The 20,759-nt window shown below is 48.5% G+C and carries 17 protein-coding genes and 2 pseudogenes; 10 read left to right on the forward strand and 9 right to left on the reverse strand.

Annotation, left to right across the window (positions count from 1 at the left end):
- The first annotated feature begins 319 nt into the window (after positions 1-319).
- The 10 genes and pseudogenes from ACSAZK_RS11835 to ACSAZK_RS11880 all read left to right on the forward strand — a co-directional run bounded on the left by ACSAZK_RS11835 (position 320) and on the right by ACSAZK_RS11880 (position 12,283).
- On the forward strand, positions 320-1,477 hold the full coding sequence (locus ACSAZK_RS11835; protein ID WP_440954330.1) for a (Fe-S)-binding protein: 1,158 nt from the start codon (positions 320-322) through the stop codon (positions 1,475-1,477).
- A 916-nt stretch (positions 1,478-2,393) separates the two neighbouring features.
- A complete protein-coding gene (gene mtbC / locus ACSAZK_RS11840) occupies positions 2,394-3,047 on the forward strand; it encodes a dimethylamine corrinoid protein MtbC (RefSeq protein WP_440954331.1) in 654 nt (217 codons plus the stop codon).
- 73 nt (positions 3,048-3,120) lie between these two features.
- Positions 3,121-4,587: pseudogene (gene mttB, locus ACSAZK_RS11845) on the forward strand ([trimethylamine--corrinoid protein] Co-methyltransferase).
- A gap of 32 nt (positions 4,588-4,619) precedes the next feature.
- Positions 4,620-5,267: a methyltransferase cognate corrinoid protein gene (locus ACSAZK_RS11850; protein WP_440954332.1), complete on the forward strand. Its 648-nt coding sequence runs from the start codon at positions 4,620-4,622 to the stop codon at positions 5,265-5,267.
- 657 nt (positions 5,268-5,924) lie between these two features.
- A complete protein-coding gene (locus tag ACSAZK_RS11855) occupies positions 5,925-6,971 on the forward strand; it encodes an EamA family transporter (protein WP_440954333.1) in 1,047 nt (348 codons plus the stop codon).
- A 1-nt stretch (position 6,972) separates the two neighbouring features.
- The gene (locus ACSAZK_RS11860) at positions 6,973-7,266 is read left to right on the forward strand and encodes a hypothetical protein (RefSeq protein ID WP_440954334.1); all 294 of its coding nucleotides are present in this window, start codon (positions 6,973-6,975) and stop codon (positions 7,264-7,266) included.
- A gap of 13 nt (positions 7,267-7,279) precedes the next feature.
- Complete coding sequence (locus ACSAZK_RS11865) at positions 7,280-7,429, forward strand: hypothetical protein (RefSeq protein WP_197076103.1); 150 nt, start codon at positions 7,280-7,282, stop codon at positions 7,427-7,429.
- 59 nt (positions 7,430-7,488) lie between these two features.
- Positions 7,489-8,892: pseudogene (gene mtbB, locus ACSAZK_RS11870) on the forward strand ([dimethylamine--corrinoid protein] Co-methyltransferase).
- Between the two features lie 1,093 nt (positions 8,893-9,985).
- Positions 9,986-11,593 (forward strand): lysine--tRNA ligase, encoded by a 1,608-nt coding sequence (gene lysS, locus ACSAZK_RS11875; protein ID WP_440954335.1) that lies wholly within the window; start codon positions 9,986-9,988, stop codon positions 11,591-11,593.
- 12 nt (positions 11,594-11,605) lie between these two features.
- Complete coding sequence (locus tag ACSAZK_RS11880) at positions 11,606-12,283, forward strand: class I SAM-dependent methyltransferase (RefSeq protein WP_440954336.1); 678 nt, start codon at positions 11,606-11,608, stop codon at positions 12,281-12,283.
- A gap of 117 nt (positions 12,284-12,400) precedes the next feature.
- Here the strand turns inward: ACSAZK_RS11880 and ACSAZK_RS11885 are convergent, their stop codons facing one another.
- From ACSAZK_RS11885 to ACSAZK_RS11925, 9 genes are all read right to left on the reverse strand, one after another.
- Positions 12,401-12,658: a pro-sigmaK processing inhibitor BofA family protein gene (locus tag ACSAZK_RS11885; RefSeq protein ID WP_440954337.1), complete on the reverse strand. Its 258-nt coding sequence runs from the start codon at positions 12,656-12,658 to the stop codon at positions 12,401-12,403.
- Positions 12,659-12,788: 130 nt separating this feature from the next.
- The gene (locus ACSAZK_RS11890; protein WP_440957010.1) at positions 12,789-13,286 is read right to left on the reverse strand and encodes a nucleoside 2-deoxyribosyltransferase; all 498 of its coding nucleotides are present in this window, start codon (positions 13,284-13,286) and stop codon (positions 12,789-12,791) included.
- A 57-nt stretch (positions 13,287-13,343) separates the two neighbouring features.
- The gene (locus tag ACSAZK_RS11895) at positions 13,344-15,872 is read right to left on the reverse strand and encodes a DUF3656 domain-containing U32 family peptidase (protein WP_440954338.1); all 2,529 of its coding nucleotides are present in this window, start codon (positions 15,870-15,872) and stop codon (positions 13,344-13,346) included.
- A 348-nt stretch (positions 15,873-16,220) separates the two neighbouring features.
- A complete protein-coding gene (locus ACSAZK_RS11900; RefSeq protein WP_440954339.1) occupies positions 16,221-16,622 on the reverse strand; it encodes a hypothetical protein in 402 nt (133 codons plus the stop codon).
- 322 nt (positions 16,623-16,944) lie between these two features.
- Positions 16,945-17,232 (reverse strand): MazG nucleotide pyrophosphohydrolase domain-containing protein, encoded by a 288-nt coding sequence (locus ACSAZK_RS11905; protein ID WP_440954340.1) that lies wholly within the window; start codon positions 17,230-17,232, stop codon positions 16,945-16,947.
- Positions 17,233-17,423: 191 nt separating this feature from the next.
- Positions 17,424-18,245 (reverse strand): imidazole glycerol phosphate synthase subunit HisF, encoded by an 822-nt coding sequence (gene hisF / locus ACSAZK_RS11910; protein WP_440954341.1) that lies wholly within the window; start codon positions 18,243-18,245, stop codon positions 17,424-17,426.
- Between the two features lie 249 nt (positions 18,246-18,494).
- Positions 18,495-18,953: a bifunctional nuclease family protein gene (locus ACSAZK_RS11915; RefSeq protein WP_440954342.1), complete on the reverse strand. Its 459-nt coding sequence runs from the start codon at positions 18,951-18,953 to the stop codon at positions 18,495-18,497.
- Between the two features lie 169 nt (positions 18,954-19,122).
- Positions 19,123-19,884: a protein-L-isoaspartate O-methyltransferase gene (locus ACSAZK_RS11920; protein ID WP_440954343.1), complete on the reverse strand. Its 762-nt coding sequence runs from the start codon at positions 19,882-19,884 to the stop codon at positions 19,123-19,125.
- On the reverse strand, positions 19,826-20,461 hold the full coding sequence (locus ACSAZK_RS11925; RefSeq protein ID WP_440954344.1) for an HVO_0476 family zinc finger protein: 636 nt from the start codon (positions 20,459-20,461) through the stop codon (positions 19,826-19,828). Before ACSAZK_RS11925 ends, ACSAZK_RS11920 begins: the two co-directional genes overlap by 59 nt.
- Between the last annotated feature and the right edge of the window lie 298 nt (positions 20,462-20,759).

Raw genomic sequence — 20,759 nt, forward strand, 5'->3', positions numbered from 1 at the left:
TTTCCCTTACGCTGTTTTTCAGATCGTTGAATATTTCAATCCCCTCCTTCCTGGCTGAAATGATTTTCTGCCATGGTATTCTGAATCCATGGTACTCTGAATCCATGGTATTCTGATTCGTCGAAATGATATGGTACCTTCTATTGAATATGGTAAGTCTTGCTATTGAATATGTCTTTTATTGAATATCCTGCTATTTGTCTTATCTTTTTTGGGAAGATGGCGGAAACAGCCGGTCTTTTAAATAGTGCCGGCGGGATTCCGATAAAGTTTTTACCTGGATGTTTAATTTTTCTTCTGAATACGCGGTGATATAAAAATGGATCTTGTAGACAATCACAGGGAAAAGTGCACACAGTGCGGGCAGTGCCTGGACGTATGTCCGATGTATGATGACATTGATTTGCTCGAGCGCCTTTACGGATACCTTGAAGGCAATTCTGAAATTGACCCTGATTCCCTTCTCAGTTGCCTGACCTGCGGGCTCTGCGGCGAGGCCTGTCCCGAGGACCTGGGGATCAAAATGCTGATCTCCCCGGCCCGGCAGAAGTGGGTGGGCGAACATGGCCTCACGGACCGGCAGACCTTGATGGATCCGGATGCTGAAAATAACTTGATAAAAAAAGTCGCTGAAATGAGCGAGGTTTCCGAATTCCGGGCTGGAAAAGGTTCCGTGGTGTATTTCCCCGGCTGTGCCAGCGGTTACATTAACACCAATATGGCAAAAGCTGCTGTTGCCCTGCTTGAGAAAGCTGGAGTTGATTACACGGTCATTAGCGGGGTGGAATACTGCTGCGGGGCGGTTTCTGCAGGTGCGGGGAATCCGGGCCCTATCCGCCGGAATGGGCAGAAGAATATCGAGGAAGTCCGGAAGAGGGGAGGGAAAATCCTGGTCACGACCTGTCCCGGCTGCTTCAAAGCCTTCAAAGAAATGTATCCCAGGATGTTCGGAGACCCGGGTTTTGAAGTCCTGCAGATTTCCCAGTACCTGGAACGCCTGGTCCGGGAAGGCAAACTCAAGCCAGAAAAGGTCCTCGAAAACAGGGTATTTTATCACGATCCCTGCCACCTTACCCGGGGAATGGGCGTGTACCGGGAAGCCAGGGAACTGCTGGAAGGCATCCCTGGGACGTTTCTCGCAAACAAAACTCCTGAAAATTCGGCATGTTGCGGGTTTGGCGGTGGTGTAAGGCTCAACTATCCTTCCGAATCCCTGGCTGTGGCCTCGGACCGCTACAGGGTTGCGGGGGAATTGGGCTGTGATCTAATCATAACCAACTGCGCTGGCTGCATGCAAAACCTCGTGGAAGCCGGGTTGGATGGGGAGTCTGGGAAAATAGAAGTTTTTGACCTGGCCGAATACCTGGCTCTTAGTTTCGGAATTGAAATCGAACGTGATGATGGGAAAATGCTGGAAGTTGTTAACAGGGCTTACAGGCTCTGTGTTTCAGGTTACGGGAAAAATGATTCCCCATAAATGATTTGCCTTGTAAAATTACTCACAAGCAATCACCCATAAATTATATATTCGATCTCAAGTCGAAAACTATATTATATTTTTTATATTTTTTTGCCCGGTTCTGTTTTTATTTATTTAATGTTCTCATCGCCAGGAAACACTTTTTATAGGCTTGGCAGTGTTTTTTTTGAAGGTCTGGCTTCTTGGGGGACATTTTCTAATATATAATCTTTTTGTTTTTGAGGTTGGCATGGTGAGGCACTTTATTTTTTTGCACAGTAGGTTAAAAGGTCGATCGAAAATAAACTTTTTTTTCCGTTTTCTTCCTGAAAATGTATTATTGCTTATAAAAACAGTATCTAGAAAGGTCATGTCATTATGGTGCTTTTAAGATGGATAGATTTTCCAGCCCTGAACCTGACTTACTATTTTAAATCCTTATTTCTTTATATCATTTCTTCTATACCGTTTGTCTCGCGGGAAACGTCCGCGTTTAAATTCTTATATTTATAATTTGTGTTTTATCTCCGGTCATTTCGACTGGATAATTTCCGAAAAACCTCCCCAACCAAAAACTATATATGTAACTGCCATTTCTGGATTTCGGTTCTGACAAAATATTTATACTAGTAAAAAGAACATCTGCTTTGGAGACATCTGTAAAACTGAGTTCTAAGCCGGGAAGAAAAATGGCAATTGAAAAAAATTCCCTCAGCTAAAAACTTGTGAACCCCAAAAATGTGATGGTCATGACTTTTTTGTCATGATTTCCCACGTGTGGTAATCACGGACTCCCACCTGTGATGGCCATAAGATTTTCTCGTGTGGACCTTTCCCACCATATGAAGCACGAGTTAAGCGCCTAAATCATCATGATTAATCGTGATTTTTTGGTTTTTTGGGTCGTCTCTGAAAATACTTCTTAAAAATAAAAATGGAGGATGCAATTATTAGCAACGAAGAATTGCTTCAGGAACTGTCTGATGCGATTGTCTCTTGTAAGAAGGATGCAGTGCTCGCTGCCGTAGAAAAGGCAAAAGGAGTCATTGAACCTTCGGACATCATTGAAAAGGGACTTGCAGCAGGTATGAACGAGGTCGGTACTCTTTTTGAGAGAGGTAAACTTTTCCTGCCCCACGTGATGATGGCTGCAGACGCAATGACAGCCGGTGTTGAATCCCTTAAGGACCTGATGCCTGAAGGCTCAGAATCCAAGATGGGCGTCATTGTGAACGGGACTGTGGAAGGAGATGTCCACGACATCGGTAAATCCATCGTGTCCACTATGCTTCAGTCTGCTGGTTTTGAAGTGCACGACATCGGAAGAGACGTGCCCGTCAAGAACTTCATCGACAAGGCAAAGGAAGTTTCCGCAAACATGGTTGGCCTGTCCGCTCTTATGACCACCACCCTGCAGGGCCAGAAGGATGTCATTGAACTCCTGAAGGAAGAAGGCATGAGGGATGGTGTCAAAGTCATGATTGGCGGTGCACCTGCAACCCAGGCATGGGCTGACAAGATTGGCGCAGACTGCTATGCTGAAAACGCAAGCGAAGCTGTTGCCAAGGCAAAAGAACTGTTACTGTAAATAAGAATTTTTTCTGTATTTTCCTATTCTTATTGGAGGTTAAAAAATGGCACAGAACAATGCAGTTGCTGGCATGAACGCCCTTAACGGCGTAGAACTTAATCTTTTCACCAACGAAGAACTCAAGGCAATCCACTACGCCACCGTGGAAGTCATGCAGAACCCTGGTATCCAGGTTTCTGACCCTGAAGCAAGGCAGGTCTTCAAGGAAAACGGTTGTGAAGTCGACGAAGAGTCCCAGATCGTAAAGATCCCTGAATACGTTGTAAGAAAGGCTCTCCAGCTCGCACCCTCAAGATTCACCCTCTGGGGCCGCGAAAAGAAGTACAATACTCTCATTGAATGCGGCGGAAAGGTACACTGGACCTGCTTCGGTACCGGTGTCAAGATGTGCAAGTACGAAGCTCCTGGCAAGTACTCCACCATCGACTCCGTTGACAACGACATCGCAGAAATCGCAAAGCTCTGTGACTGGGCAGAAAACATTGACTACTTCTCCCTCCCTGTTTCCGCAAGGGACTGGGCAGGCAAGGGCGCACAGGACGTCCACGAAACCTTTACCTCTCTGACCAACACCCAGAAGCACTTCCACCACATCGACCCTGTCGGTGAAAACGTCGAGTACTACTGGGACCTCGCAGTCGCATTCTACGGCGGCGACGCAGCAATGGCAAAGAAGAAGCCTATCTTCTCCATGCTCGTATGCCCGACCAGCCCACTCGAGCTCAGTGTCAACGCCTGTCAGGTCATCATGAAGGGTGCCCGCCTCGGTGTACCACTCAACGTTCTGAGTATGGCAATGTCCGGCGGATCCTCCCCGGTCTACCTCGCAGGAACCCTTGTGACCCACAACGCCGAAGTTCTCTCCGGTATCGTGCTCGCTCAGCTCGCTTGCCCAGGCGCTTCCTGTATGTACGGCAGTTCCACCACAACCTTCGACCTGAAGAAGGGTACGGCACCTGTCGGATCTCCTGAACTCGGCCTCATCAGCGCCGGTGTTGCAAAACTCGCACAGTTCTACGGTCTACCTTCCTTCGTTGCAGGAACTTAGTCTGACGCCAAGGTTCCGGACGACCAGGCTGGACACGAAAAGACAATGACCTGTCTTCTTCCTGCCCTCTCTGGTGCAAACACCCTCTACGGTGCCGGAATGCTTGAGCTTGGTATGACCTTCTCCATGGAACAGCTGGTAATTGACAACGACATCATCAAGATGACCAAGAAAGCAATGAAAGGAATCCCGGTCGACACCGAGACCCTGGCAGTTGAGTCCATCCAGAAAGTTGGAATCGGAAACAACTTCCTTGCCCTCAAGCAGACCAGGAAACTTGTGAACTACCCCTCCGACCCGATGCTCATTGACAGGCAGATGTTCGGAGACTGGGAAGCCGCAGGTTCCAAGGACCTTGCATCCGTCGCACACGAAATCGTTGTAGACGTCCTCAAGAACCACGTCGTTCCACCAATCGAAGCCGACGTCCTCGCAGCAATGCAGGCAGTCGTGGACAGGGCTGACAAAGCCTTCAGAGAAGGCCAGTAATCATAATACCAGGATATCCAGGAGATCTAAAAATGGCAAACGAAGCGATTATTGCTAAAGCAAAAGAATCAATCACCGAATTCGATGAAGAAATGGCTGAAGAAGCAGCAAAGGAAGCTCTTGCAGCCAACATGGACCCTGTAGAGCTTATCGAGAAGGGCTTTACCGCAGGGATGGAAGAAGTAGGAGCACAGTTCGAACAGGGTACCCTTTTCCTCCCCCACGTGCTTGCAGCCGCAGAAGCAATGAGCGTAGGCATGGAAGTTATCAAGCCCGAAATGGAGAAGCGCAAATCTGAGACCAAGAGCCTCGGAACTGTTGTCATCGGAACCATCGAAGGTGACATCCACTCCATCGGCAAGGACATTGTTGCCTCCATGCTCAACATTGCAGGTTTCAAAGTAGTGGACCTCGGCAGGGACGTTGCAGTTTCCGCCTTCATCGAAAAAGCAAAGGAAGTCAAACCTACCGTTGTTGCATCCTCCGCCCTTATGACCACCACCATGGTCACCCAGATCCAGATCGAAGAACAGCTCAAGGAAGCTGGCATCCGCGACCAGATCAAGACCATGGTCGGCGGCGCTCCGGTTACCCAGGACTGGGCAGACCAGATCGGTGCAGACATCTACGGCGAAAACGCCACAGATGTGGTCAACAAGATCAAGGCACTTGTAGCCTGAAAAACGGTCTCGAAGCACAGATGATGCATCTCCATGGTGCATCTTTTCTGTGCAATTTTTTATTTTGTGCAGTCTTTGCGGAGCCTATAGCCGTGGTTATAAAAAAAAGCTCTTGCAGGTCATACCAAAAGCTTTACGGGAATTTCCGGAATTGCAATTGAAAAACGGCAAACTGAAGGTTGCAATTGAAAAACGGCAAACTGAAAGTTGCAATTGAAAAATGGCAAACTGAAAATTGCAATTGAAAAATGGCAAACTGAAAGTTGCAATTGAAAAACGGCAAACTGAAAATTGCAATTGAAAAACGGCAAACTGAAAATTGCAATTGAAAAATGGCAAACTGAAAATTGCAATTGAAAAATGGCAAACTAAAAATTGCAATTGAAAAACGGTAAACTAAAAATTGCAATTGAAAAACGGTAAACTAAAAATTGCAATTGAAAAACGGTAAACTAAAAATTGCAATTGAAAAATGGCAAACTGAAAGTTGCAACTTGATGAATCATGAATTATTCCCGGATAATGAGTAATTCCTGGATATACAATGCCCATCGGAAAGGTCCGCAGGCTGCATTTTAGACTGTGGGAATTTGGCAGGTTCGGAATCCTGCCGTGAGGGAGTTTCCGCAGTCATTCTGAAAACTGGAGGGAGTTTTCGTGGATTTGAAAGCTTTAAAAAAACAGGAAAGTAAAAGAAAAATCAGTAAAGGGTACATGTGGGCCCTTTTCTGTGCTGTGTTCTGGGGTATCTGGTATCTTCCCGGAACTGTTGTGTGGGTACTGAACCCGTTCGATGCAATGTACGGGGCTATTGCCGAAACAAGCGGGGACGGAACTTCCCTTATCATAACTGCGGTGTTAATTACCGCCTTTAATGCGCTTACGGTTATGCTGGCGCTTATGCTCTGGAACGGTGTACTCGGAAAATACGGGGAACTGGTCCGGACCATGAAGGAATTCCATCCGTGTTCCAAGTGGTTCTTCCTTGCCTCGATTTTCGGTGGGCCAATGGCAATTCTCGGTTCGTTTATTGCTATGGGTTTCATCGGTGGCGCATTCGCAGCTGTTGCGGCTCTTCTCTACCCTGTGGTGGGCTCGATTCTTGCTTACTACTGGTACGGGGAAAAGATCTCCAAAAGAGCTGCACTGGGCATAGGAATCATCATCCTTGGAGGCATCACGATCTTCGGTGGCGGGCTTATTAATGAGCTTTCTTCAGGTAACGTCCAGTGGATCGGGTATCTTGGAGGTTTGATGGCTGCTGCCGGCTGGGGTATTGAAGGTGCAATCGCAGGTAAGGGTCTCGATATTTCCGAGCCTGACGTGGGGCTGACCCTGAGATTCGTTGGAGAAAACATTATCTGGTGGATTATTATCGTCCCGCTGCTTGCATTTGTCGGCTTTCCGATGTATTCCTTTGCATTCCAGGCATTTGAACCCCTGACCCTGCTGGTCCTTATCTTTGCAGGAATTACCTTTGGTTTCTGTTATGTATGCTGGTATAAGTCCTTCCCGCTTATTGGCGTCGGAAGAGGCCAGGGTATCGGAAACCTCTATGGGCTGTTTGCTATTATCTTCATCTTCCTCTTCTTCGGAGATGTCCCGGAGTGGACTATCCTTGTCGGAGGTACTCTCTGTGTTATTGGTAGTTTCGCTATGATTACGGAAGACACAAGTGAACTTGAAACTCTGAGAGGTGAGTGAAATGGGAAACCGTCCAATTAAATTCAGGATCCTGGAGCTTTTCCTGGATGATAAGGAACACTGGAACTATGAGATTGTCTCAAAGATCCAGGAAGAATATAATATGCAGGGAAATTTCCAGAGGGATAGCATCAACTTCGACATTCTTGAACTGGCGTCCGGCGGAATGCTCAAGGACGTGGAGCAGAAGGTGGATGATAAAGGTGTCTACAAAAAAGACTTCCTTTTGCACAAATACGCAATCACGGACTTCGGGAAAGTGAGAGGGTCCGATGCCTGTCTGAGATATGTGTAATGGAGGTTCAAAAATGGTACAAACCGCAGCTGCTATGGAAGCGTACAACGCATACTGGGCAAACTCCTTCATACCTGCCGGGGACATCATGTGGATGGTCCTGATTTTGGTTCTTGCAGTGTTTGCTCTCTGGCAGGCCAGGACTTTCGTGTCCCGGTTCTGAGTTCTCAGCACACAACACAGCTTTCCAGATCCAACAATACTTAATATTAGGTGAAAATAATGGCTACAGAATATGCTTTGAGGATGGGAGACGGTAAGAAGCTCTTCCTGACAAAAGAAACGATCATAGAGGAAATTGAGGCAGGTACGGCTGACGCCGCAGACCTTGGTGAAATTCCTACTCTTTCCGGTGACGAAATCGACAAGCTCGCAGAAATCCTGATGATGCCGGGTAAGACCGTCAGTGTAGAACAGGGCATGGAAGTCCCGGTTACCCACGACATCGGAACCCTCAGACTTGACGGGGACCAGGGTAACAGCGGTGTAGGTATCCCTTCCAGCCGCCTTGTCGGCTGCATGATGCACGAGAGAGCATTTGGCGCTGACACCATGGAACTCGGTCACATCGACTACAGTTACAAGCCTGTCAAGCCTGTTATCTCTCAGGAATGCCAGACCATGGAAACCTGCCAGCAGAACATGGTCGTGCCGCTCTTCTACGGGGCAATGCCGAACATGGGCCTGTATTATACTCCTGATGGTCCCTTCGAAAACCCCGGAGACCTGATGAAGGCTTTCAAGATTCAGGAAGCCTGGGATTCCATGGAACATGCCGCAGAACACCTCACCAGGGACACTGTGTGGGTCATGCAGAGGCTTTTCGCCTCTGGAGCAGACGGTATTAACTTCGACACCACCGGAGCAGCCGGGGATGCAGATATGTACGGGACCCTCCACGCAATCGAAGCGCTCAGGAAGGAATTCCCGAACATGTACATCGAAGCCGGTATGGCCGGGGAATGTGTGCTCGGGATGCACGGTGAACTCAAGTACGACGGCACAACCCTTGCAGGTCTCTGGCCCCACCAGCAGGCCCCATTGATTGAAAAGGCAGGCGCAAACGTCTTCGGGCCGGTCTGCAACACCAACACCAGCAAGACTTCCGCCTGGAACCTTGCAAGATCTGTTACCTTCATGAAGGCAGCAGTCGAAGCCTCCAACCTCCCCTGCCACGTTGACATGGGAATGGGCGTAGGCGGAATCCCCATGCTTGAGACTCCCCCAATCGACGCTGTGACCAGGGCAAGCAAGGCAATGGTCGAGATTGCCGGCGTAGACGGCATATAGATCGGAGTCGGCGACCCGATGGGTATGCCGATTTCCCACATCATGGCCTCCGGTATGACCGGAATCAGAGCAGCCGGGGACCTTGTCGCAAGGATGGAGTTCTCAAAGAACATGAGAATCGGAGAAGCCAAGGAATACGTCGCAAAGAAGCTCGGCGTTGACACCATGGACCTCAGCGATGAATACGTCATGAGGGAACTTCGTGAAGAACTCGACATAGGTGTTATCACCTCTGTGCCTGGCGCAGCCAAGGGCCTTGCAGCTAAGATGAACATCGAGAAGCTGCTCGACGTCAAGATCAACTCCTGCGACCTCTTCAGAAAACAGATCGCATAAGTGAAGTATCCGGGTTCAGGCTCCGGCCTGAATCCTCCTCCGATGGAAATACGGCAGGGAAGCAAAAAAAGCGAACAGACCACCAAAATGTTTCAAAATCCCCGGGAAACTGCTCCTGAAAGCTCTTTCCGGACCCGGGTTCCGGGGATCAAACCTGCCGTCCTTTCCATTTTATTTTTTCTGGAAGTTTTCTTACAATTCCCTTATGTTTTTGATTTGGTTTTTTTAGTTGGTTTTTGATTTGGTTTTTGATTTGGTTTTTTTAGTTGGTTTTTGATTTGGTTTTTGATTTGGTTTTTGATTTGGTTTTTTAGTTGATTTCCTTTCTAATTCTATTTCCTTTTCTATTCAATATATCTTTTAATTCAATTTGTTTTTAGTTGATCTCCATTTTATTTGTTTTAAATCAGTTTTTTCTACCAGGTTTGTTTCCCTGTTAGCTCTATCTCTTCAGTTTCCGGTTTTCCCAGAAACGTTTATATATGTGTAGGTACTTGTAATTAATGGGAAAACAAATTTACTTGATTTGCCATTTCAAGTGCCATTTAAATCTCCCTATGTGTGCGGATTCCTGGGGCAATTTTGCCTCAAAACCTCCATTTTTTATTTTTGTATTCACCTTTTTTGGAGTCAACTTTTCTTTCCAGCTCTGCCTCTCCTTCCAGGCTGCTATTTTTTCGGTATCAAAGCTTCTTTCCCGGTGTTTCCTGTTCTTGTGAACCGGCTGCAGGGCTTACAATTCCCGGAGTATAGCCCAAAGTTTATAATGGGATATGCGCAATAAGACTCACAAAAAGTGGCTTCCGGAGTTTAACCCGGAATATGGTGAAACGAATTCCGGTGACCTTCGTGCCGATAAAAGCAAATCCGAACCCGGATGTTTAAAGTTTGAATTCCTTATGGAATACTGAATTCCGGAATACTGGAATACTCTTCCCCTTTATGGTAATCCTGATACTGGAAACCTGAGGGACAGAATAGTTTTTTTCATTCTCATTCGGGTTTCCTGCTTCATTATCATCATATCACTGTATCTAAAATCACATCTAAAATCACTGTATCTAACAATCGTATCGGAAATTTTGGTGAAAAAATGGCTGACATCATTCACTGGGCAGACGTCATAGCTGAAGACACGTTACAAAAGAGCAGCAAGCACCTTGTTGCCACAGGGATCACTCCCTCGGGACACATCCATATCGGGAACATGAGGGAAGTGGTGACGGCAGATGCCGCTTACAGGGCTCTTATGGATAAGGGTGCGGAAACCGAACTGATATACATTGCCGACACTTACGACCCTCTGAGGAAAGTCTATCCTTTCCTTCCTGAAAGCTACGCCGAGCATGTGGGAAAACCCCTTTCTGAGGTCCCCTGTCCCTGCGGGGAATGCGCAAACTATGCCGAGCATTTCCTTAAACCCTTCCTTGAAGCCCTGCACCGCCTGGGTATCAACCCGAAGGTCTACAAAGCTGACGAGATGTATAAGGCGGGACTGTACATAGAAGCCATCAAAACCGCGCTTTTGAAGCGGGACGAGATTGCAAAGATCCTCGAGGAAGTTTCGGGGAAGACCGTGGCCGAAGACTGGAGCCCCTTTAACCCGATCTGCAATGAGTGCGGCAAGCTTACCACCACAAAGGTCACCGGGTTTGACGCAGACGCGGAGACCGTGGACTATGTCTGTTCCTGCGGCCACGCCGGGACCGTTTCCATGAAAGGAGGGGGCAAGCTTACCTGGCGTGTGGACTGGCCGGCCCGCTGGGGAATCCTGGGCGTGTCCATCGAACCCTTCGGAAAGGACCATGCCTCCAGAGGCGGCTCCTACGACACCGGGACGCGGATCGCAGAAGAGATCTACGGCCACCAGCCTCCAAGCCCCATTGTCTATGAGTGGATCATGCTCGGGAAAAAGGGTGCCATGTCCTCTTCCACCGGGGTTGTGGTCTCTATCTCCGACATGCTTGAGGTTGTGCCCCCGGAAGTCCTGCGCTACCTGATTATCCGGACCAAGCCCGAAAAGCATATACAGTTCGACCCGGGGCAGCCTCTCCTTTCCCTGGTGGACGAGTACGAGCGTCTCAGGACAAAGTTCCAGGAAGAGGACCCCTCTCTCGGGGACTTTGATAAGAGGATCTACGAACTCTCCAGGGCAACCGGCATCTGCCAGTCCGATATTCCATTCAAGCAGATGGTGACCATCTCCCAGGTAGCCAGGGGCGATTTCGAGCAGATCCTGAAAATCGTGGCACGTTCAGGTTTTGACACGGAAAACGAAAAGTGTATCAGGGAACTAGCCGAGAACGTCTCGAAATGGCTTGAACTCTATGCCCCCCCCTTTGCAAAGTTCAGCGTAAAAGAGAATGTGCCCGTACAGGTAGCCACCCTCTCAGAGCTCCAGAAGAACTTCCTCGGGGCCCTCGCAGACATCATCGAAGCCAGTGGGGAACTTACAGGGGAAGACTACCATTTGCTGGTCTACTCGGCAAAAGACGCAGGGTCAGAGCTCAACGGCAGGATTGCAGCCAGCCTGGCCACAGAGCCCGAAACTCTCGAAGTAAACCCGAAAGACCTTTTCAAAGCCATCTACACCGCCATTCTGGGGCAGGGCTCGGGCCCGAAGGCGGGTTGGTTCCTATCCTCCTTTGAAAAGGAGTTCCTGGTGGAAAGGTTCAGGGAATCTGCCGTCTACCAGCCTTAATTCTTTGAGAGTATGCCGGAATCAAAAAACCCTGCTAAAGAGCATTTTCTTGCCTGGGATAAGGAGTACGCCCACCTGAAATGGGGAGGGCCCGCTCCTATCAGGGATGTGCTGGCTCGTATCCCGCTAGGAGCCCGGGTCCTTGATGCCGGGTCGGGGGGCGGCAGGTATCTCGGGGAACTTGCCGGACACTATGCAGCCGTAGGCGTCGATGTCTCCCTCATAGCTCTTGGTAAGTCCCGGGAGCAGCTTGCCAGGAGCGGGAAAACCGCCGGCCACCTGGGGGCAAGTGTCCACCTCCTGCCTTTCAAAAAAGCTTCTTTTGACGGCATCCTCTGTTACGGCGTGCTCCAGCACCTTTTCCGGGAGGAAAGAGAGGCTGCAGTCCGGGAATTCCGGCGGGTGCTCGTGGATGGGGGTATCGTCTTTTTCGAAGCCTTCGGCACCGAGGATATGCGCTGTGGGGGAAAGTCTGCGAAAAACAGTGAAGGAAATTCTGAGAAAAATACCTTCCTCCGCCAGAACGGGATCATCTATCATTACTTTACGAAGGAAGAGTTAATGTCGCTTTTCGAAGGGTTTGAAATCCTCGAACTTAAAGATGTAAAAAAAGAGAAAATTTTCAGGGGAGAAGTCTACCGACGGCACATGGTCCGGGGTATTTTCCGGAAAAATTCCGGGAAAAACTGATCCCCTCCGATTTTGCTGTTTAAGCCGCTTCCCTGTTTTAATTTTATTGCTTAAGCACTTCCCTGCTTTAATTTATTGCTTAAGCACTTCCCCATCTTAAGCTGAATGTAAAAATTTTCATACAAAGGCGATGCCCAGGTAATTAAGCAGGATTACGAGAAATGCCCCGAAAACGCCTCCGATTGCGCAGATAAGGATTACTATCCAGGTAATTGCTATTTCAAGCCCGAGAATGACCTTTGCTACAATCAGGATCAGGATTCCAAGGACTGCGTTTATTGCCAGCTTGGTTCCGGTTTTAAGAATTTTATAAAGCACGTAGGCAACTATAATTGCAATAATCAGAGTTGATATTTCGGCAATTCCTACTACCATATGCTATAGTTAGGGTATCCAATTATTTATAATTATCAATGAGTTCGGTTTTTTTTGAAATCTATTTTTTCCGGACTCGCCTGAAGGCTTATCTACTCATTTTTCCTGCAGGATACGGGGAAATTCCAGTTCAAAATGAGCTCAGAAATTCCACAAGAATTTCCTTAAGTTCTCCCTCATCCGAATATGGCTTTACCTTTATTCCAGGGTCCGGGTTTCCGAGCAGCATCGCAGAGACTGCCGCATCAGGCCGGTGCAGGCAGAGTACGGGGATTTTCCCGACAAGCGCCCGGCAGATCTCGTAGCCTACTCCCAGGGAAGGGACCGTAACTTCGGCAAGCATTGCGTCACTTTTTGCAAGTAGGCCCAGGTCCCGAGCATAAATTTCCTCTTCGGTCATTGCCGACTCTACTTTTTCAAGCTCAGGGTCAACGACGTGCCAGCTTACGACCTCAGCTCCTGCTCCCTCAAGGGTCTCGTAAATCAGGCGGTACACCGGTAGAAGCTGCCTTCCTCCCCGGATCGAACCCGAGAGGAATATTTTCGGGTTTCCCTTCTCTTGACTTTCCTGCTCTGTCTTTGCTCCCCTTTCTAAGGTTTCCTGTTTTTCTTTTTCCCGAACCGACATGTCCATCACCAATTTGTTCTCACTTAATTTTCCTGCCACTCACTTAACTCCCCTCATTTACTTAACTCCCCTGAAATAGTGCCCCGTGGTAAACCCTTTCCCCAGCTTATCGCAGGTCCAGTTCCCGGTTTTTCCTTTCTCCAGGTAAATGTCAATTGCTGCCCTGTACATCCGGGTAAGCTCTCTGATTCCCTGCTCTTCTTTCTCTTTCCTGCTCATCCCCAGGGTCTCGATCCTGATGCTTGCGACCCTCGCGTCAAGGAGTTTCGGGACATATTCGAGCATGCAGAGGGCTTTTGAATTCAGGAGGTGCATCCGGCAGGCCGGGTCCATGACCAGGGGAAACTCATAGTTTTTCTCGTCTACAAGGGCATAGTTTCCGTTTCTGCAGGGGGCTGTGCACCTCTCCTTCTTTCCTCCGAGCAGCCCGCCCACCACACAGTGTTCGGACTCCATAAGTTCCAGGCGGCCGTGAACTATTGCTTCGGCAGGGCCTGCAGCTGCCAGGGGTCCGATTTCTTCAAGGGTGAGTTCCGGGGAAAGCGTCACCCTTTCCGCTCCCTTTTTGCAGAAGAAGTCCAGGGCATAGCTGTTGAACACGTTCAGGGGGCTGTCCAGGATAACGGGGACCCCTCTCGCCTTTGCGAGCCTGAATACCCCGAGGTTTGACACGAGCACGCCGTCGGCAGCAAGGGCTTTTGCAGCCTCTAGAATTTCACTTACTGCCAGCATCTCGGGATCTTTCACGATTCTCGGGGTTTTGAAATAGACCTTCCTGCCCGCAGCCCGGACCATCCTGACAGCTCTTTCATAATCTGCTTCAAAATGGAAGGCTTTGTCCCTTTCCCTGCCTTTTCCTGAACAAAAGAGCCCTTCCCCGTAGTACAGCAGGTCCGCCCCGCCGTCAATTGCTTCTTCAAGTTCTCCGGGGGAATAGACGGATACGGCTAGCAGGGGCTGTTCCGGATGTGGCCAGGCTGCAAGTTTTGGGAGCTTTATTCCAGGTTCGGGGCAGGGTTTTCGTTTTCCCCTGACAATCCTGAGTTTTTCGAGTTCGGAGACTGCCCGGTTCCGGAGCTGGTTAATCTCTTTTACGGGGACAAAGACCTCTCCATGTACATCGACATCAATGGTTTCCGGTTCGAAGCCGGTGTTCCCGAGTTTGGAAAACTGCCGGGCAAGCTGTTCTTTTTCCCCGGGCTGCCGGAGGGCTTTTTCCACCACGTACTCCGATTTCACGGTCACGCTGTTCGAGTCAGAATCCCATAGCGTGAGTTCGAGGGGCTTTCCCTCCCAAACTCCGGCTTTCATGAGCACAGGGATCTTTCGGAGGGAGGTTTCCGAAGTATAGCTTTTTTCAAGGGTGTCCATCAGCCCTTTGTCAAGGGTTCGGTACACGGGGTTTCCTGGCCGGACTTCCACATTGAAGGGAATTTCAACGGTATCTCCCGAGTTTGCCTGTTTTACAGGTTTATTCCCTCTGTACATCTGGCGGATGACCCAGCCTTCCTCCTTTTCTTCCCTTCCTTCTCTATCGGTTCCTGCAAAGAGGATCCCGTCTCCGGCAGAAAGGGAAGCTTTAAGCTCTACTGTTACCCGCCTTGATTTACTGTCGTAGCTTTTTACCGTGCCCGCAAAGACCCCCCGGTTATAGGGCCTGAGCCTGCTCATCAGTTCTCCACGCGGGTTTTTGAAGAAATATCCTTCCGTAAAACCCCGGTTGAAAAGCTGTTCCAGGGTTTCTGCTTCCTTTCGGCTTACGGAGCACTTTTTTGTGTCCTCAAGACAGCGGTCAAGCAGGCGGCTGTAAGTCCCGACAACGCCCGCCACGTACTCGGGCCTTTTCATCCTGCCTTCGATTTTTAAGGAAGAAATCCCTGTTTTAAGAAGGGCGGGGATACAGGGAGAACTGTTAAGGTCTTTCGGGCTCAGAATATACGTGCCTTCGGTTTTCACTGTTTTTCCGTCTTTTTTAAGCCTGTACCCTTTCCGGCAGGGCTGGGCACAGTAGCCCCGGTTTCCGCTCCTGCCCCCTATAATGCTGCTCAGGAGGCACTGGCCGGAGTAGGAGATGCAAAGAGCCCCGTGTATGAAGGCTTCGGTTTCGAGTCCGCTGGTTTCGCCGATCCGTTTGATTTCTTCAAGGGAACATTCCCTGGATAACACAACTCTTTCGATTCCAAGCTCCTTTGTAAAAAGGGCCCCTTCGCTATTATGAAGGGTCATTTGAGTGCTCGCATGTAGAGGAAGGTCGGGCACGTACTGCCTTCCAAGGGAGAGCAGGCCGATGTCCTGTACAAGGACGGCATCCGAGCCCATTTCTTTCAGGCGGCAGAGCAGGTCCAGGGCGGCTTCCATTTCCCCGTCCCTTAGCAGGGTGTTTACCGTAACATAGACCTTCACTCCCCTGAGGTGGGCGTAGTCTATTGCCTCCTCAAGCTCTTTATCCGAAAAATTAGCCGCATACCCTCTTGCACTGAAGGCGTGGGCTCCAAGGTAAACCGCATCTGCTCCGTTCTCCACGGCTGCCCTGAGAGCTTCCATGCTGCCGGCCGGAGCCAGCAGTTCCGGTCTTGCAGGCTTCATTAGCTGGATAACGGGACCTGCTCTTTATTAAGCTTTGGGGCAAAAGCCCGGGATGTTCCTGGGTTGGATAGGGGTAGCTCAGGAAGGTTGGATGGAGAAAAAGTAGGTCGTTGGATGAGAGTAACTCAGGAAGAGTTGGGTGGAGAAAAAGTAGGACCGTTGGATGAGAGTAACTCAGGAAGAGTTGGATGGAAATAAATCAGGAATGGTAAAAATCCGGGTAGGGACCTGCTCCTGCAAGGAGAAGTCCCATGATTCTAAAAAATAATTAACGAAGGTTGTTAAACTCAACCCCTCCCGATCAAGAGACCAGCTATCATTCTGCCTGGATAACTTAAATTCTATCGCTTATTCTTTCGGCCCGATAATCCAGGTGACGGTTCTATCACTTTTCTTGTCTTTCATTGTTTCGCAGAGCATCTTGCCTTCATGCATTTGGCATTCGCAGGAGTAGCTGACCTTATCCATCTTTCCGAGGTATTTGAAGTGGAGTTTGCATTGCCCCTCGGAGCACCCTATTTTATATTGGAGCCAGCCTTCTATATCTGCTCCTCCGGTACAGCTTCCGTCGCAAGCGACCAGCTCACAGCTCTTTTCCTCGTAAGACCCGATCTGTTCCGGGGATTGGTGTCCTTTTTTATATTTACCTTTCTCAATTTTTTGAGCTTGAAGGACCATCTCTTCATCAGTATTGTTCAGGATTTTAAGGCGCAAGCCTTCAAAATATTCCGTAGTCTCTGATTGCGACATCTTCAATATCCCCTGAGTATGAATCACTCCTAATTAAGAATCCCATATAGTAATTTGAATCTAAGAAATAAAAAAGTATCTGAAAATATAAGGTGGCGTATATAAAAAAAGAATTAAAATTCTCTCAAAAAAAGTTTCTGCTTAAAAAAGTTTCTGCTTAAAAAAGTTTCTGCTTAAAAAAGTTTCTGCTTAAAAAAGTTTCTGCTTAAAAAAGTTTCTGCTTAAAAAAGTTTCTGCTTAAAAAAGTTTCTGCTTAAAAAAGTTTCTGCTTAAAAAAGTTTCTGCTTAAAAAAGTTTCTGCTTATAACTACAAAGTTTTAACTCAGTCGGGGCAGATGCAGGGCTTTTGCCCGCAGGTGGGACAGACGCCCGGGTATTTTGCCTTAAACGCTTCTTCCAGGTCCACACCGTAGAGGTTGGCAAGTGCCCCTATCCAGGCAAAACAGTCGGCTAGCTCTTCTTTTATGTTCTCCGGCTCTTCACGGCGGATTGCTTCGGCAAGTTCCCCCACTTCTTCTACAAGCCAGAGCATAGTGGCCGCGTTTCCCCGCTTTCTATCGTTATGGGCATAGAGTTCGTACATCAGTTTTTGAAACTCGGCAATTTCCATTCTTTTTCCCTCTTTTCCTGACTATCTTGTCCTCGAAACCCTGAAACTAAAGCAAAGCTCTGAGGGTTATATTTTCTCTCAGGCTCATATCTTTAAGGTGCTACCCGGAAGGCCCGGAGCTTGAGATGTCTAAATGCCCGGTTTCAGGAGCCTGAAAGGTCAAGGTGCTAATTCTCAGGGGGAGCTAATTCTTAGAGCCTGACCGGGACGTTTCTTTCCTTAAGGTACTCTTTCACTTCCCCAATCGAGTGTTCCCTGAAGTGGAAGATACTGGCTGCAAGTGCGGCGTCGGCTTTACCTTCCGCAAAACCGTCGTAGATGTGCTGGGGGCTGCCTACTCCGCCGGAGGCGATGATTGGGATGTCAAGTTCTTCGGAAAGTTTGCGGGTAATGGGGATGTCATACCCTGCGTAGGTCCCGTCCCGGTCCATGCTGGTAAGCAGGATCTCTCCTGAGCCGAGTTTTTCTGCCTGCTTTGCCCACTGGACTGCATCGATTTTGGTGCCTTCCCTGCCGCCGTAAATGACAACCTCATACCAGGCAGGAGTCCCGTCTTCCAGTTCCAGGACGGTTTTCCCAGGGTTGTTTTTCACATCGGTGTTTCGCCTGCAGTCAATGGCCGTGACAATACACTGGGCCCCGAATATCTCGGAACCTTCTTTGATAAATTCCGGGTTCTTGACCGCGGAAGTGTTGACCGAAACCTTGTCAGCCCCTGCCCGGAGGATCTGCCGGATGGCGTCGATGGACCCAATCCCTCCTCCAACGGTGAGGGGGATGAAAACTTCGTCTGCGGTCCTTTCTATCACATCGAGCATGGTTCCCCTGCCGTGGGCAGAAGCTGTGATGTCCAGGAATACAAGTTCGTCAGCGCCCTCTTCGTTATAGCGCTTTGCAAGTTCCACGGGGTCACCTGCCTCTTTCAGGTCTACGAATTCAACACCCTTGACAACCGAGCCGCCGGCTTTGTCAAGGGTCACATCAAGGCATGGTATGATTCTTTTGGTGAGCATCTAAAGGGATAATGAATTCAACTGTTATTAAAAGCTTATTGAAATCGACGGAACCTTACTTCCGCCTACAAAAAGGACTAAAAAAGTTTTCCGGCAGAAACCCTGTATGATGAATTCTGGTTCGGTCCCCAAAAAGCGGTCTCTCTCCTATTCCAAAAAACGGTCCTTCCCCGATTTTCGGAAAATAAAATCCCGGGACAGGAAATTTCCTGAAAAAAAATCTCCGAATAAAAAATTATTCAGGCAAGTTCAGACGAATATGTTCATTACGCGAGCCCCTTCGAGCCTTGACATTTCAATCTCGGAATTCTCCAGCACTTTTCTCCTTATCCTTATAGGGGCTCCTACCCGGAGCGCCAGGGCGATGCAGTCGCTTGGCCTTGCATCAAATTGCATAAGATTGTGCCCTTCTCTCACCAGGAGGCGGGCATAGTAGACCTTATCGACCTTATCGTCAATCATTACTGCTTCTATCTTAATTCCAAGACGGTCGAAAACATTCACCATTAGGTCATGGGCCATGGGCCGAGGTGGAGAAACGCTTTTAAGGACGTTACCGATGGAAAGCGCCTCAAGGTGCCCGATGTATATAGGGAGCATGTTCCCCTTTTCGTTTTCAAGGAGCACGACCGGTGTAGGGTCTGAATATGCGTCGATAACATAGACATCTTTTACGCGAATTTCTTCAAAATCCTCGTACATGTCCATATCACTTTAATAGATTCGATCATATTAATAGCTTATTAAAATCTTTTAGAAATTTATTAAATACGATGTAATTTTTACAATAGTATTTCAAACTTTTTATGTTATTCGGTTTTACCAGGCTAATTTTTGAGATTGTTTTTCCGGATATATGCCTTTTACAGATTACTTTTTACCGATGCCTGAAACCGTATTTTCCTATCAGAGGCACAAAAACGACTCCCCCTTTCGTTTTTTTCGTTACCCTCCCTCTATTGTCTTTTTTTACCAGAATCAGTTCCTGGAAGTAATCCCCTACGGGAATTACCATTATCCCTCCGGGTTTTAACTGCTCGATAAGGGGTTTTGGGACTTCCGGGGCTGCGCAGGTTACGGAGATCCTGTCGTAAGGAGCGTATTTGAGGCAGCCCGTGGACCCGTCTTCATGGAGGACCGTAACGTTTTCATAACCTGTATTCTTGAGGTTCTCCCTTGCATAATTAACGAGCGTTTCAAGGCGTTCCAGGGTGTACACATGGCCGTTTTTCCCCACCAGTTCGGCCATAACTGCTGCGTTGTACCCGGACCCAGCCCCTACTTCCAGGACTTTCTGCCCTTCCGAAAGTTTCAGGAGGTCACACATGACCGCCACCATGTGGGGGGCGGAGATTGTCTGGTCCAGGCCGATGTCCAGAGGCGTGTCAATATAGGCTACTTTTTTCATGTCCTTCCGGACAAACCTGTGCCTGGGGACGCGAAGCATGGCTTCAAGGACATCTTTTCCCACTCCCAGGGTTTCAAGCCCATCCAGAAGAGTCCGACGTCTGGCTTTAAGTTTTTCTTCCTCTTTTTCGTCGGTTTTCTCTTCCCCTCTCTTTTCTTCTTCAGTTTTTTCTTTACCAAGGTCCTCTTCCGCTATCACGTTTCCATGCCCTGTTTCCTCTCTTTCTTGCAAAAATGCGCTTTACGTATTTTGCGGCCATGACATCTCCTTTTCTGGACCTGAAAGCCCCGTCTCTTACCTTGATTTTGGTGATGGTGACCCAGGTATCTCCTACCTTTTCTTCTTCCCCTACAGTGAATTCTTTGTCTCCCTGGACTACTTTTTCCAGGGCTTCGGTCTTTTCGATTCCTGACTGCACGGAAAACTTTATTGTTACTTCATCGATGGCTCTTCCCCAGATCGTATTGATTTCTTCTGCCCTGGCTGAGTCCACGCGCTTTTCCCCCACTTCTATGGAGGTTATAAGGATAGGGCATACCATGCCTGTTTCCTCGTCATCGACAACTATTTCGTCATCCACGTAGAGGACGGTTTCGGAGTCCAACTCTGTTCTGCAGGTGACGGATTTGTCCTTCCTGCTGACGATGGCCTTTACGTTTGCTATTTTTCGTTTTTCAAGCTTTGCTGAATGTACCTGCCCACATTCCAGACAGCGTACTACCGGGCTCTGGCCCTCTTTCAAAACCTCATGCGAGACCTCTTCTTTAGGGGAGCATGAGGGACATTCAACTACTATTTCTCTTGTCATGTTCAAATCAGTACTTGCATTCAAAACGCTAAATATTTAACTCCTCTGGTGGCGTTTTTTTGGGAGGTTTTCGGCAACAGGAATTTGGGGGACAGGGATTCCAAAAAAAAGGATCAGAGAATAGGGATTTCGGGGAAAATAATTTGTATAATGGTTTTTTCCGGGGTTTCTATTTTCTGTGAGACATACACCAACCCGCATTTCCGGCAGAGGACTAGAGTTTTTTCCTAATTTCGGATCTCGTGCGGAACCTTTTCTTCGGGGGAGCACGAAGGGCATTCAATTATGGTTTCCTGTG

The organism is Methanosarcina sediminis (assembly GCF_052056915.1).
Lineage (GTDB): Archaea > Halobacteriota > Methanosarcinia > Methanosarcinales > Methanosarcinaceae > MTP4.

Bases quoted from the DNA above. Each gene is read 5' to 3' on its own strand.
- lysS (WP_440954335.1), top strand. From the start codon at position 9,986: ATGGCTGACATCATTCACTGGGCAGACGTCATAGCTGAAGACACGTTA.
- ACSAZK_RS11860 (WP_440954334.1), top strand. From the start codon at position 6,973: ATGGGAAACCGTCCAATTAAATTCAGGATCCTGGAGCTTTTCCTGGAT.
- ACSAZK_RS11925 (WP_440954344.1), bottom strand. From the start codon at position 20,461: ATGACAAGAGAAATAGTAGTTGAATGTCCCTCATGCTCCCCTAAAGAA.
- hisF (WP_440954341.1), bottom strand. From the start codon at position 18,245: ATGCTCACCAAAAGAATCATACCATGCCTTGATGTGACCCTTGACAAA.
- ACSAZK_RS11905 (WP_440954340.1), bottom strand. From the start codon at position 17,232: ATGGAAATTGCCGAGTTTCAAAAACTGATGTACGAACTCTATGCCCAT.
- mtbC (WP_440954331.1), top strand. From the start codon at position 2,394: ATGGAGGATGCAATTATTAGCAACGAAGAATTGCTTCAGGAACTGTCT.
- ACSAZK_RS11890 (WP_440957010.1), bottom strand. From the start codon at position 13,286: ATGTCGGTTCGGGAAAAAGAAAAACAGGAAACCTTAGAAAGGGGAGCA.
- ACSAZK_RS11915 (WP_440954342.1), bottom strand. From the start codon at position 18,953: ATGGACATGTACGAGGATTTTGAAGAAATTCGCGTAAAAGATGTCTAT.
- ACSAZK_RS11885 (WP_440954337.1), bottom strand. From the start codon at position 12,658: ATGGTAGTAGGAATTGCCGAAATATCAACTCTGATTATTGCAATTATA.
- ACSAZK_RS11900 (WP_440954339.1), bottom strand. From the start codon at position 16,622: ATGTCGCAATCAGAGACTACGGAATATTTTGAAGGCTTGCGCCTTAAA.
- ACSAZK_RS11850 (WP_440954332.1), top strand. From the start codon at position 4,620: ATGGCAAACGAAGCGATTATTGCTAAAGCAAAAGAATCAATCACCGAA.
- ACSAZK_RS11880 (WP_440954336.1), top strand. From the start codon at position 11,606: ATGCCGGAATCAAAAAACCCTGCTAAAGAGCATTTTCTTGCCTGGGAT.
- ACSAZK_RS11835 (WP_440954330.1), top strand. From the start codon at position 320: ATGGATCTTGTAGACAATCACAGGGAAAAGTGCACACAGTGCGGGCAG.
- ACSAZK_RS11865 (WP_197076103.1), top strand. From the start codon at position 7,280: ATGGTACAAACCGCAGCTGCTATGGAAGCGTACAACGCATACTGGGCA.
- ACSAZK_RS11895 (WP_440954338.1), bottom strand. From the start codon at position 15,872: ATGAAGCCTGCAAGACCGGAACTGCTGGCTCCGGCCGGCAGCATGGAA.